The 13,818-nt window shown below is 50.2% G+C and carries 12 protein-coding genes; 6 read left to right on the top strand and 6 right to left on the bottom strand.

The genetic code is table 11. The annotated features are described in order from the left end of the window. The first annotated feature begins 15 nt into the window (after nt 1–15). The 4 genes from rpsA (at nt 16) to pyrF (ending at nt 3,371) form a co-directional block, all read left to right on the top strand. Entirely contained in the window at nt 16–1,698 is a 1,683-nt protein-coding gene (gene rpsA, locus ACXAF9_RS00900; protein WP_475069346.1) for a 30S ribosomal protein S1, read from the top strand. Nucleotides 1,699–1,846: 148 nt separating this feature from the next. Further along, complete coding sequence (locus tag ACXAF9_RS00895; protein ID WP_475069345.1) at nt 1,847–2,140, top strand: integration host factor subunit beta; 294 nt, start codon at nt 1,847–1,849, stop codon at nt 2,138–2,140. A gap of 27 nt (nt 2,141–2,167) precedes the next feature. Then, nucleotides 2,168–2,482, top strand: coding sequence for a LapA family protein (locus ACXAF9_RS00890; protein ID WP_475069344.1), 315 nt, complete (start codon nt 2,168–2,170; stop codon nt 2,480–2,482). Nucleotides 2,483–2,663: 181 nt separating this feature from the next. Beyond that, on the top strand, nt 2,664–3,371 hold the full coding sequence (gene pyrF / locus ACXAF9_RS00885; protein WP_475069343.1) for an orotidine-5'-phosphate decarboxylase: 708 nt from the start codon (nt 2,664–2,666) through the stop codon (nt 3,369–3,371). 1 nt (nt 3,372) lies between these two features. On the opposite strand, the gene ACXAF9_RS00880 is transcribed toward pyrF, so the two are convergent. The 6 genes from ACXAF9_RS00880 to ACXAF9_RS00855 form a co-directional block, all read right to left on the bottom strand. Beyond that, entirely contained in the window at nt 3,373–4,266 is an 894-nt protein-coding gene (locus ACXAF9_RS00880; RefSeq protein ID WP_475069342.1) for an AEC family transporter, read from the bottom strand. A gap of 37 nt (nt 4,267–4,303) precedes the next feature. Next, nucleotides 4,304–4,786 carry a universal stress protein gene (locus ACXAF9_RS00875; RefSeq protein WP_475069341.1) on the bottom strand — a complete coding sequence of 161 codons (483 nt, stop codon included), beginning with the start codon at nt 4,784–4,786 and terminating at the stop codon, nt 4,304–4,306. Between the two features lie 129 nt (nt 4,787–4,915). Next, nucleotides 4,916–6,619, bottom strand: a complete 1,704-nt coding sequence (dld, locus tag ACXAF9_RS00870) for a D-lactate dehydrogenase (protein WP_475069340.1) — start codon at nt 6,617–6,619, stop codon at nt 4,916–4,918. Nucleotides 6,620–6,637: 18 nt separating this feature from the next. Continuing rightward, a complete protein-coding gene (locus ACXAF9_RS00865) occupies nt 6,638–8,023 on the bottom strand; it encodes a TRAP transporter large permease (RefSeq protein ID WP_475069339.1) in 1,386 nt (461 codons plus the stop codon). 2 nt (nt 8,024–8,025) lie between these two features. Next, nucleotides 8,026–8,550, bottom strand: coding sequence for a TRAP transporter small permease subunit (locus tag ACXAF9_RS00860; protein ID WP_475069338.1), 525 nt, complete (start codon nt 8,548–8,550; stop codon nt 8,026–8,028). 88 nt (nt 8,551–8,638) lie between these two features. Next, nucleotides 8,639–9,697: a TRAP transporter substrate-binding protein gene (locus ACXAF9_RS00855; protein ID WP_475069337.1), complete on the bottom strand. Its 1,059-nt coding sequence runs from the start codon at nt 9,695–9,697 to the stop codon at nt 8,639–8,641. Between the two features lie 363 nt (nt 9,698–10,060). Here ACXAF9_RS00855 and pdhR point away from each other — a divergent pair, with 363 nt between their 5' ends. Beyond that, a complete protein-coding gene (pdhR, locus tag ACXAF9_RS00850; RefSeq protein WP_475069336.1) occupies nt 10,061–10,819 on the top strand; it encodes a pyruvate dehydrogenase complex transcriptional repressor PdhR in 759 nt (252 codons plus the stop codon). Between the two features lie 314 nt (nt 10,820–11,133). After that, nucleotides 11,134–13,782, top strand: a complete 2,649-nt coding sequence (gene aceE / locus ACXAF9_RS00845) for a pyruvate dehydrogenase (acetyl-transferring), homodimeric type (protein WP_475069541.1) — start codon at nt 11,134–11,136, stop codon at nt 13,780–13,782. The last annotated feature ends 36 nt before the right edge of the window (nt 13,783–13,818 follow it).

The following is a 13,818-nucleotide window of genomic DNA, read 5'->3' as shown; positions in this document are numbered from 1 at the left end:
GAGGATGGAATAACTATGAGCGAAAGTTTTGCTGATCTCTTCGAAGAGAGTCTGCAAGAGTTGGATATGGCGCCCGGTTCGATTGTAACAGGGACGGTTATCGCTATTGAAAATGACTTTGTTATTGTCAATGCGGGTCTAAAATCGGAAGGCGTAATTCCAAGAGGGCAATTCGAAGACGAAAACGGTGAACTCACCGTGGCCGTTGGTGATGAAGTTAAGGTCTCTCTGGAAAGTGTCGAAGATGGATTTGGTTCAACGCAGCTCTCACGTGAGAAGGCAAAACGCGCTGAAGCTTGGGCTGTTCTGGAGAAAGCCTTTGATAACGGCGAGATCGTTAAAGGCGAAATCACCGGCAAAGTCCGGGGTGGTTTCACCGTTTCGGTTGGCGCAGTCAATGCCTTCCTGCCTGGCTCCTTGTTGGATATCCGCCCACTTCGCGACACGGCCCACCTTGAAGGCAAAGAACTCGAATTCAAACTGGTTAAGCTAGACGCTAAGCGTAACAACATTGTTGTTTCTCGTCGTGCCGTCCTTGAAGAACTCAACAGTGCTGACCGTGAAAAACTGCTCGAAACCCTCGAAGAGGGTGCCGTTCTTAAAGGTATCGTCAAGAACATCACCGATTACGGTGCGTTCATCGACCTAGGCGGTATCGATGGTCTTCTGCACATCACAGACATCGCTTGGAAGCGTGTGAAACACCCAAGTGAAGTACTGAGCGTTGGCGATGAGATCGACGTTAAAGTCCTGAAATACGACCGTGAAAAAACGCGCGTATCTTTAGGTATTAAACAGCTGAAAGCGGATCCTTGGAACGAGAAAATCGGCAGCTTTAATGTTGGCGACAAGGTCAAAGCCCGCGTCACTAATCTGACCGATTACGGTTGCTTTGCACAGATTGCTGATGGCATCGAAGGTTTGGTACACGTATCTGAAATGGATTGGACCAACAAGAATGTTCATCCATCTAAAGTGGTACAGATTGGTCAGGAAGTCGATGTCATGATTCTTGACATTGATGCCGATCGTCGTCGTATCTCTTTGGGTATGAAACAGTGCCAGCAAAACCCATGGGATGCCTTTGCGGCCTCTCATCAGAAAGGCGATAAGATCACCGGTAAGATCAAATCCATCACTGATTTTGGTGTGTTTGTCGGTCTTGAAGGTGGTATTGACGGCTTGGTTCACCTCTCCGATCTTTCTTGGGATCTACCGGGTGAAGAAGCGGTTAAAGCTTTTGGTAAGGGGGATGAAGTCGAAGCCATTGTTGTATCCATTGATGTAGAGCGTGAGCGTATCGCACTGAGCATCAAACAGCTGGCCAGTGATCCATTCACAGAATTCTTGTCTTCTCACCAGAAAGGCAGCGTCGTGAAAGGGTCGGTTGCATCGGTGGATGCCAAACAGGCCACCATCGAACTGGCTCATGGCGTTGAAGGTACGCTTCGTGTCGCTGAGTTTGCTCGCGAGCGCACCGAAGACTTGTCCGCAGAGCTTAACGTGGGTGATGCTGTTGAAGCGGTGATCACGCAAGTGGACAGCAAAAACCGTTCTATCCAGCTGTCGATCAAACAGATGGAGATGAAACAAGAGCGCGAAGCGTTGCAATCGGTTCAGCAACAATCAGTAGACACTTCTGGTCCTACGACCATCGGTGATCTGATTAAAGAGCAGATGAGCAAAAAAGACGCATAAAGCACGATAGAGTCTGGCCTAACGGTCAGACTCTGACCTTCGAGGTTTGAAAGGAATCACAACTCTACAGCGCTTATTATGTCGTTAAGTGTCTAATAATAAAGAGTGTGAATAATCGGAGCACCGTGTGTGCATTGGAGAGCAAGCCATGACAAAGTCCGAGTTAATCGAACACCTCATTGATCGTCATCCTGAGTTATCTGTTAAAGATGTTGAGCTTGCGGTTAAAACCATGCTCGACCACATGACAGAATCCCTATCGAACGGGGATCGGATCGAAATTCGCGGGTTTGGTAGCTTTTCACTGCATTATCGTGCGCCGCGCATGGGTCGTAACCCCAAAACAGGCGATTCCGTTCCATTGACTGAAAAATACGTACCTCACTTTAAGCCTGGTAAAGAGCTACGTGAGCAGGTCAACGACAGTATTGATAAATACTAAGTGCGTTAGCCTGTCTGGAGAAACATTGTGAAATTTCTAAAACTATTGGTGTTAATCGTATTGTGTGTCTGCATCTTGGGTGCAGGTCTTATGTTTGCTTTATTCAACACCGATAAGATCACCCTTAACTTTATCTTTTTTGAAACCCCAGAAGCCTCTGTGGGGATCTGGTTAGTGCTATCGGCCATCTTTGGTACCTTAATTGGTTTCTTCATCAACTCCCTGACAATCTGGGCGTTGAAAACCCGTCTTCGCAGTAAAACCAAACGTCTGGAAACGGCTAACCGTCAGTTGGACGATCTGCGTGCGAGCAAAACAGAACTTAAGCCAAAAGCGGCTTAAGGTTAGTACTTCTACAAAACACCTCCTAACAGCACTTTAAAGCAGGTAATCATCCCGACTACCTGCTTTGTTATTCCCTCTCTTTTGTGCACTTTTCTCTATCGTTAAACCTGATTAAGGCTTAGACGCAGCGGCATCGCGTGTCATAATAGGCGCCCCACGAATCAAAGAGGCCCCGAGCATGACCGACTCAAAACGCATCATCGTAGCATTGGATTACCCCACTGTGGATCAAGCCATCCACATGGCGGATCAGCTAGACCCAGCGCGCTGCCGTTTAAAAGTCGGCAAAGAATTGTTCACACGAGGCGGTCCTCGCATCGTTGAAGCCTTACACGCAAAAGGTTTCGATGTCTTTTTGGACCTGAAATTTCACGACATTCCTAACACCACCGCCAAAGCGGTTCGTGCAGCAGCTGAGCTGGGTGTCTGGATGGTGAATGTGCACGCCTCTGGTGGTCGTCGTATGATGGAAGCGGCAAAGAACGAGTTGGATCAAGTAAACGGTCATAACACCTTACTGATTGGCGTAACAGTTCTGACCAGCATGGAGCGTGAAGATTTGGCCGATATCGGTTTAGACATCGACCCGCTTGAGCAGGTTAAACGTCTAGCGAAATTGACCGAAGCCTGTGGCTTAGACGGTGTTGTATGCTCCGCTCAGGAAGTCACGCCGCTTCGCGATGTTATCTCAAATGAATTCCAGCTGGTCACCCCAGGTATTCGCCCAGCCTTTGCGATCGCAGGGGATCAGCGCCGCATCATGACACCAGCCGATGCGCTTAAAGCAGGCAGCACCTACCTTGTCATCGGGCGCCCGATCACTCAGCACGCTTCCCCAACCGAAGCGCTTAGCCTGATCGAACAGGAAATCAGCAGTTTGGTGTAAGCTACAAAATAAAATACAGCACGACAGGGATCACCACCAAGCTTGCGATGTTGCCGAGCAACACGATGGATGCGACTTGGTGGGGTTCTTGTTGGTAGCGCTCAGAGATCATGTAGTTCAGTACGGCCGGTGGCATTGCCGAGAACAACAGCAGATACGCCAATTGGGTTTCATTCAATTGCAAAAAGGGCTCAATCGCCAACGCGATGGCAAGTCCACTCAATGGGCACAATATCGCGCCCCAAAGACCAACTTTCCAGTGGGTGAGATCCACACTGGTCATCCTGACCCCCAGTGCAAACAACATAAGCGGGATCGAAATCTGCCCCAGCATGTCAATGAAGGTTGCAATCGGTGTGGATAAAGGCAGGTGGTAGCCGCTCCAGATCAGGCCAAGCGCCGATGCAATGATGATCGGCATGCGCAGTACCTGAATCGGATTGGTTTTTCGGTCAAGAATGTACAGGCCAAGCGTAAAGTGCAGGGTGTTTTCCACCAAAAAGAGCACCACGGCCGCGGCCAGCGCCTCCTCACCAAAGGCCAGTACTGCCAAGGGCAAACCCAAGTTACCGGCGTTGTTGAACATCATTGGCGGTAAAAAGGTTTTAGGGGATATCTTAAGCCAGCGACACACCGGCCAAAGCAAAAGGCCAGAGCCTATCACAACAACAGCCGCACCAATGGCGAGTTCTTGAAAGCGCATTAAATCGAAGGATTTGGCCGACAGTACCGAAAACAGCAGGGCGGGGATAAACACATCGATGTTGATGGTATTAGCCATCGACATATCCGTGTGCTTACGTTTGGCGTACAGAAAACCCACCAAAACGATCGACACCAGCGGAAAAACGGTGCCGAAAATGCGCTCAAGTAGTGCCAGAGTTGTCGAGTCCATGAAGATCCTTTATTTAGACAGACTCTGGCATCTTTGCTCAGAGGTACTGCTTACCAGTGGGCACCACCAAAACCGGAGAGGTGGATTTACGCACCACATGTTGGGTTGTTGCGCTGTGATGACCAAAGCTGTTTTCTTGGCCCATAACGACTAAGTCGGGCGAGAATTGGCCGATCGCTTTCAGAATGGAGTCCGCATGATGACCCTCCATTACCTGATAGTCAATCTCAAGCGGGGTATCTAGCCCAGTGAGTTCTTCGGCGTAAAATGTCTCGATCCGTTTGATCATATCCTGCTTGATATGGGCGATGCCCTCATCGTGCATCTGTTTGATGACCTCTTCGGCAACGTAATTTCGGATCAGTGCCGAGCCCATCTCTCCAATGGGTTCTACCACATGCAGCATCACGATTTTGGCGTTAAATGCTTGTGCCATGCGAACCGCTTGGCGAACCACAGGGCGTGTGTGTTTACCCAGAGATGTAGTGTAAAGGATGGTGTTGATGTCACCCAGTATCATGATGCAACCCTCTTGTTGAAGTGCAGTTTTGTTTTCGACTAAAGTCGATTATTCATCGCAATGCAGTGGGCGAAAAGCCCACGCATCGGGAATTGATCAAAACTTGGATCTATCTCAACAGTTTCTGCATTAATGACCGCTACCACAGCCGCAATGGCTACGGGATGTTTTGCCAATGCCTGGGTTAAAGGTGTTGGTTGGGTCAAGTTCTGCGTAAAAGGCTTTCAAACCAGGCTCGGCTTCGTACAGGTGCCCCACGTTATGCTCGGCCGGGTATTTCGCCCCTTTGGCCGCCAATAATTCGAGCATCGCCGCCTTAATCGCCTTGGCATCGACCCCTTTTTTCAAGATGTAATCTTGGTGGAACACATGACAGAAAAAGTGGCCGTAATAGAGCGAATGCTCGATCTGATCACGGATCTCATTAGGCAGCTCTTCGACCCAATCACGATCATTTCGACGCAAGGCGATATCAAGCGCCAAGATATCTTCCGTGGTTTTATCGTGCATAATTTGGTAACGGATGGCCGCACCTGCGGCGGCGAAGCGATGCAGATAGGCTTTTTTACCTTCAACGGCGGTGCACTCAAAATAGCCACCACGAGCTGGGTCAGTAAAGAAGGTCGGCAAGAATGCTTGGGCTTCTTCGATCCCCTCATCACCCATTTTCAGGATTAAATGATGCTCGTACTTATCGCGAAACTCATTCATCCGTTTGGGCAGTGCATTTGGCCAAAGACGGGACGCCCACTGCATAATGCGGTCGGGCAGCTCCTTAGGCAGAAAGGGGATCTTATTCAAATACGCGGTTGCGCGGCCTTTCAGGGCAAACAGCTTAGGCATAGGGTCGGTACCTAAGTGATTGATCATCATAAACACATCTTTACCGTAGCGCTCGGCGATGTCGTAGCAATCCCGATGCATGTACTCGCCAACTTCAGGCAGGTGTTTAAAGTGGCTCAAAATGTGGCGACGAAGCTCGGTGAGTTGATCGGCATCATTGGTGCCGATGTAAAACACCTTAAGTCGCGTCGGTTCCAAAAAGGTGTCCAAGCGCACCGCAAACACCGCAAGCTTACCGGCGCAGCCGCTGGCCTCGTATAACCGATGGGTATCGGCGTTGTAGCGTGCGGGGGTATCGGCATCCACATCGCGCACGATGCCATCGTAATCATTGGCCGAGGCTTTTTTATCAGTAGGCGGGATGTTCTCAGTTGGGAAATCCCCGTTATCGAGTGCCGCTAAAATCTGCTCAGGCGATGAGCCAAGCTCAATGCCTAGGTGATTAACCAGTTCTAACTCGCCCTCTTTATTAAGCTGCGCGTACAGTGACAGCTCGGTGTAGGCGGGACCTCGTTTGATCAAGGCTCCGCCTGAGTTATTCGCGACACCGCCCACGATGGACGCCCCAATACAGGAGGAACCAATCACCGAGTGCGGCGCACGATTTAACGGTTTGAGTGTTTTCTCAAGCGTGAACAAGGTGGCACCGGGGAAGCTGATGATCTGCTCGCCCCCGTTTAACAAAGTGATTTTGTTCATCCGCGTGGTATTAAGGATGATGATCTCACGGTCGTAGGCATCCCCGTTGGGGGTAGAACCTTCGGTAAGACCCGTATTAGCGGCCTGCATAATCACAATTTTTTGCGCATTAATGCAGGCTTTTAACACCTTCCACTGTGCGAGCAAGGTGGTGGGGAAAACCACCGCAAGTGCTGGCCCGTGACCGGATCGGAATCCGGTACGGTAGTGTTCAGTGTCTTTTTCCTGATCCAGAACGTTGTCTTCACCAACAATCTGGATCAGCTCCTTAATAAACGGATGACTCGACATAGTTAAAACCTTGCCTCACTAACTGTAGGCCACCGCTGGCAGGTACAGCACCAGCTCGGGCAAGAAAACCAACACCAGTAACGCGATCAACTGCAGGATGATAAAAGGCAGAACGCCTTTGTAGATGTCCGTCAGTTTTACGTCCGGTGGGCATACGCCTTTCAAATAGAACAAGGCAAAGCCGACCGGCGGTGTTAAAAACGATGTTTGCAGCGCCATGGCCACCAACATCACAAACCAAACCAATTCTGGGTTATCCACTACGCCAAAGCCGTTGATCTCAAGCCCCAAAGAGGAGATCACAGGTGCCAGCAATGGAAGGATGATTAAGGTGATCTCGATCCAATCCAGGAAGAAGCCCAGCAGGAAGATCACACCCAAAATAAAGAAGATAATGCCGTAAGGGCCAAAGGGCAGACCGGTTAAGAAAGACTCGATCAGCTCATCACCGCCCAGCTCGCGCAGAACCAAGGCAAAACAGGTCGCCCCGATAAAGATCGCAAAAATGTAAGAGGTTGTATTTAGCGTGCCGGCAACCACCTCTTTAAGGACTTTGACATTGAGTTTGCGGTTATAAAGGGCCAATAAGGTTGCGCCCAAAGCACCCACACCCGAGGCTTCGGTTGGGGTCGCAATCCCCGCAAAGATGGAGCCCAGCACCACAAAGATCAGTAACAGGGTCGGGAACACCGCTTTAAGTGCATTCAGCACTATAGGCCAAGTGACCGGTTGTGCATCATCGGGGATGGGGGCGGCATTGGGTTTTAGCCAGCCGTACACCAAAATGTAGAGGATATACATAAAGCCAAGCATTAAGCCTGGGAAGACCGCGCCCATAAAGAGATCGCCTACCGACAACCCTAGCTGATCGGCCATAATCACCAACATAATGCTGGGCGGGATTAAGATCCCCAAGGTACCCGCCGAGGCAATCGTACCCAGCGCTAGCGGCATCGCGTAGCCTTGCTTGGTCATAGCAGGCAGTGACATCACTGCCAATAACACGACCGATGCACCAATAATGCCGGTCGAGGCGGCTAAGATAATCCCGATGGCGGTTACCGTGACCGCAAGGCCACCGCGGACTCGGCCAAAGAGCTCCTGCATGGAGTGCATCAGTTTTTCGGCAACGCCGGATTTATCCAGCATGATGCCCATAAAGATGAACATCGGTAGGGCAACCAGAATCCAGTTGTCCATGATTTTCCAGAGTCGGTTTACCACCAAGCCAAGCGTGGTGTAATCCAGCCCTGTCATTGTGTCTAGGTAGATATCAGAAAACTGCCCAATAAAGGCAAAGATAATACCGATGCCGCCCAACACCCATGCCACCGGAAAACCGGAAAACAGCAATAAAATGAAGGAGACAAACATCGCGATGACCATGATTTCATTGGCGTCCATCGTTACTCTCCTTTACACAGCAAAACAACATCGCGGTATAAGCGCGACAACATCGAGAGTGCCAGTAGGCCAAAGGTCACCGGGATAACCCCTTTAATGATCCAGCGATACGGCAAACCCGAAGGGGAGGAGGAGCTTTCCCCAGTGCGGTACGCATCGTAGACAAAATCCAAACTGTGCAAAAAGATGATAGTAATAAACGGCATGACTAAGATCAGAATGCCGAGTATCTCGATGATGTGACGGACTTTAGCGCTAAAGTGGCTGTAGAACAGATCCACGCGGATATGGGAATTGGTCGTTTGAGCATACGCCAAACCAAACATCACACCCACGGCATACAGATGCCACTGCAGCTCCTCAAGGGCGATAAGCCCGCTGGAAAAGCCCTTACGTAACACGACTTGGGTAATGATCACCAAGACTAACAGGACATAACACCAACCGATGCAAAGCCCAATACGCTGAATAAAACGGTCTATACCATCGGCCAACGGAACCGGTGGCAGAGCAGAATTCTCTGTCACAGCAAACCTACCTATTGATGCTTGAAACAAGAAACGCCTGCCTCACCCAAAAGTTTGGGTGGGCAGGCCCTACCGAGGCGTGCTGTGATCAGCGAGCGGTATGCGGCAGGAAGGCGTTGGATTCCCAAAGGTTGTAGCCTTCGCGGAATTGGTTTAGGTCGTCCCATACTTCTTTAAAGAAGGGGTCAGCTGCGGATTTTTCGGCCGCCACTTCGCCCCATTTTTCTTCAAAGGTTTTTAGCATGGTTTCGTTCCAGTAACGGATCTCAACGCCGCTCTCTTTCGCGTTTTCCATCACCGGGAACTGCATTGCCTCGCCTTCAGCGATGGAGTTGGTGATCGAAGCTTTACAAGTGTTTTCGACCACCGATTTTTGGCCTTCGGACATCTCTTTCCAAGTATCGCCGTTGATCAGCAGCTCAAAAATAGTCGCTTGCTGGTGCCAACCCGGGAAGTAGTTGTACTTAACAATTTTGTGCAGGCCTAAGTTTTTATCGATGGCCGGTTGTGAGAATTCCGTTGCATCAATCGCGCCTTTTTCTAAGGCACCAAAGATCTCACCGCCCGGTAGCTGAGAGGTCGAAACCCCGAGTTTTTCCATCACCGATGCACCCAAACCAAAGAAGCGCATGTTCAGGCCTTTAAGGTCTTCAGGGGATTCGATCGGTTTTTTAAACCAGCCAGAGGTCTCTGGCGATAGGATGGCACAAGGAATTACATGAACGTTGTAGCCGCCTTGGTCGTACATTTTTTGGTACAGCTTCATGCCGTTACCGTAGTACAACCACGCCATGTATTCGCCCGCTTCTGGGCCAAACGGAATGGCCGAGAAAAACGCCGCCGCTGGCAGCTTACCTTGCCAGTAACCAGCCGTTGCGTAACCTGAGTTCACTTTACCGGAGGATACGGCATCCAGAATCTCGGGTGGGCTAACGAGCTTGCCTGGCTCGTAGATTTTCATCTTCATATTGCCATCGGTCATCAGTGGCAGTTGGTCGGCTACCCACGCAATCGATGTACCTAAGGCTGGCAAGTGCGAGCCAAACGCAATCGGCGTTTTTAACAGTAGACGATCAGCAGCGTGTGCGGTTGTGGACAGAGCGGCCGCAAGGACAGCCGAAGAGATGACAGTACGTGTAAGTTTCATCGCTTTACCTCGAATTTATTGTTGTTTTAAGCTGGGCTATCTCACCCATGTGCGATAAATGGATCGCAGATCTGGTAATATTGGTAATACCAATTTACCATCACATAGATTCGTAATGTATTTAGTTTGAGCAGAAAGTGTCAATGACAACACCATGCACAAAATTAATAAAGCGGATAAAACAGGGTGTTTTTAGACCTTTGTCTAACGAAAATACCCCTCTATTGGTCATACCAAATAACAAAAGCAACCTTTTTCATGACATGAATCGGGGTTTTTCCACAGCAATGACTCGTCTTTTTTCGGCAGTGCTGTGTAAAAACCGCTAGAGTGAAACGAACAGCAGTATTTAAGTGATCTAAAATGAACTACCAACGGGTAAAGCAACCTAAGATATCGGACGTCATTGCTCAGAAAATGGAAGAAATGATTCTCGAAGGCACACTCAAACCAGGCCAAAAATTGCCCCCCGAGCGCGAGCTGGCAAAGCAGTTTGATGTGTCGCGTCCATCCTTACGCGAAGCGGTGCAAAAGTTATCCGCCAAAGGCTTGATGACCAGTCGCCAAGGCGGTGGCACTTATGTATCCGAAGATTTAGGCGGCTCTTTCACCGACCCTTTGTTGGATCTGTTCCGCACCCACCCAGAATCCCAGTACGATTTATTGGAGTTTCGCCACGCCCTAGAGGGCATCACCGCGTACTATGCCGCAATGCGAAGCACTCATGCCGATAAAGAGGCGATCAAAGCCAGCTACGAAGCGTTGCAAACATTCCACGATGAAAAAGCCTTCGATAAAGAAGTCGCGGCCGATGTGGATTTTCACCTGACGATTGCCGCGGCCACGCACAATATCGTGCTGCTGCATATGATGCGCGCCTTGTTCAGTTTATTGCGCCAACACATTAACGATAACTTGCAGAACATCTATCCAAAGCCGAGTTACCGAGACAAGATTCACCAACAGCACACCAAACTGCTGGAGGCGATCATCGCGGGCGATCCAGAAGGCGCCCGCAATGCGGCGCACGACCATCTGGCGTATGTAGAAGATGCGCTACTCGAGCAAGGTAAAGAGAATACACGACTGGAACGCGCCCTAAGGAGGACCACACTGGCATAGACAAACGACAGAAACCGAACCGCAGGAAATCGAGCTACAAAACAACTCAACCCCATGGATTAACCCTGTCATGTATGTATAAAAACTACAATATTGACATAAAGCACCCAAAAAGCAGGGATTTTCATCCGCAAATCTAGACCGGATTTGGAAATCTTTGTAGTATTACTACAAAACTACAGAAGGGGCTTTGCAGTGCGCGTTTTTCAGACGGCGCTGGAAAGAACTCCTCGGACCAAAAGTCAGGGTGAATTCAAATTTAACCTAGGGATGATGCTTACAAAGCATTGTGGAGAGGCAACGTGCAAGATCATATGATTGACGACATCGACCCAATTGAAACCCAGGAATGGCTGGACGCGTTGGAGTCGGTAGCAAAAAACGACGGCAACGACCGCGCTAAATTTCTGCTACAGCAATTAGGTCATAAGGCTTCCGACATCGGCATGGGTAATGTCGGGTCTATCACTACACCATACCGCAACACCATTGCGCCACGCGATGAAGCCCGTATGCCGGGTGATCTGTTCATCGAACGCCGCATCCGCTCTTTCATTCGTTGGAATGCGATGGCGATGGTAATGCGCGCGAACGACAATAAAGAAGGTCTTGGCGGTCACATCTCCAGCTTCTCGTCCTCCGCAACTTTGTACGACATCGGTTTTAACTACTTCTTCCGCGGTAACGAAGGTGAGCAAGACGCCGACATGGTGTTCTTCCAAGGTCACATTTCGCCGGGTATCTACGCGCGTGCTTACTTAGAAGGCCGCTTGTCAGAAGAGCAACTGGATAATTTCCGTCGCGAAGTCGATGGCAACGGTTTGTCGTCTTACCCACACCCTTGGTTGATGCAAGATTTTTGGCAGTTCCCAACCGTTTCTATGGGTCTTGGTCCTATTCAAGCGATCTATCAAGCGCACGTTATGCGTTATCTGTCTGCGCGTGATCTGATCAACCGTGGCGACCGCAAAGTGTGGGCATTCCTAGGTGATGGCGAGTGTGATGAGCCAGAATCGTTGGGTGCGATCTCCCTTGCGGGCCGCGAAAAACTGGAAAACTTAGTCTTCGTGATCAACTGTAACCTGCAGCGTCTGGACGGTCCTGTTCGTGGTAACGGCAAAATCGTTCAAGAGTTGGAAGGCGTCTTCCGCGGTGCTGGCTGGAACGTGATCAAGTGCCTGTGGGGCCGTCACTGGGATCCACTGTTCGAAAAAGATGAAAAAGGTTTGCTGCAAAAGCGCATGGATGAAGTCTGTGACGGCGAGCTGCAAAACTACAAAGCCAACGGCGGCGCTTACACGCGTGAGCACTTCTTTGGTAAATACCCTGAGCTTGCCGAGATGGTTGCAGACATGTCAGACGATGACATCATGAACCTGAACCGCGGCGGCCACGACCCATACAAGGTGTACGCAGCGTACCACGCAGCGATGAACCACAAAGGTCAGCCAACCGTCATCCTGGCGCAAACCGTAAAAGGTTACGGCACAGGTGCGTCTGGCCAAGCGAAAAACGACACTCACTCTATGAAGAAAGTCGCCATCGACGACCTCAAAGAGTTTCGTGATCGCTTTAACATCCCGCTGACCGATGATCAGCTGAAGGATGTACCGTACTACCGTCCATCTCCGGACTCACCAGAGATGAAGTACATGTTCGAGCGTCGTGAAAAACTGGGCGGATTCTACCCAGCGCGTCGTACCGAATTTGAAAAACTGGAAATCCCAGCACTGGATACCTTCTCGAGCAACCTGAAAAGCTCAGGCGAGCGTGAGCTGTCGACCCAGATGTCTCTGAACCGTTTCTTGACCACACTGGTTAAGGACAAAAACATGGGCAACCGTGTAGTACCGATCGTACCGGATGAAGCGCGTACCTTTGGTATGGAAGGCATGTTCCGTCAGTTGGGTATCTACTCATCCGCTGGTCAGCGTTACACACCGCATGACCGCGATCAGATCATGTTCTACAAAGAGTCCAAAACCGGTCAGATTCTGGAAGAAGGCATCAACGAAGCCGGTTCCATGTCCGCTTGGATTGCGTGTGCGACCTCGTACACCAACAACAACTGCACCATGGTGCCGTTCTACATCTTTTACTCGATGTTCGGTTTCCAACGTGTCATGGACCTGATTTGGGCAGCGGGCGATATGCAAGCACGCGGCTTCCTGATTGGTGCAACCTCTGGCCGTACAACACTGAACGGCGAAGGCTTGCAGCACCAAGATGGCCACAGCCACTTGATGGCTCAGATGGTGCCAAACTGCGTATCCTACGACCCAACATACGGTTTTGAGCTGAGCGTCATCGTTCAAGATGGCCTGCGTCGCATGTACCAAGAAGGGGAAAACCGCTTCTACTACATCACCACCATGAACGAAAACTACCAGCACCCAGAAATGCCAGCCGGTGCCGAAGAAGGCATCATCAAAGGCATGTACTTGCTGGAAGAAGGTAAGCAGCAGGATCTTAAAGTACAGCTACTAGGCTGTGGCACCATCCTGCGCGAAGTGCGCGAAGCGGCAACCATTCTGCGTGATGAGTTTGGCGTAGAAGCGGACATCTGGAGCACAACATCGATCAACGAGCTGCGTCGCGAAGCGATGAGCGTAGCGCGTGAGAACATGCTAAACCCAGAAGCTGAACCAAAACTGCCGTACGTAACCGAATGCTTGAAAGATCGCACTGGCCCTGTCATTGCATCGACCGATTACATGCGTATGTTCGCAGACCAGCTACGTGAATACATCCCAGGTACTTACAAGGTACTGGGTACAGACGGTTTCGGTCGCTCTGATACACGCAGCAAGTTGCGTTCGTTCTTCGAGGTGGATCGCTACTACGTGACCATCGCAGCGCTGAAAGCCCTGCAAGAAGAAGGCAAGATCGAAGCATCTGTTGTTGCTAAAGCAATGAAGAAGTTCAACATCACTCCGGAAAAACCGGCGCCTTGGACGGTGTAAACCGTCCTCTGATTGAACTGACCTTTAGCAATTACA

It is taken from the genome of Neptunomonas sp. ABH4_499, assembly GCF_056160565.1.
The sequence above is the reverse complement of the archived record's forward strand: the minus strand, read 5'-3'. Positions and strand labels throughout refer to the sequence as shown.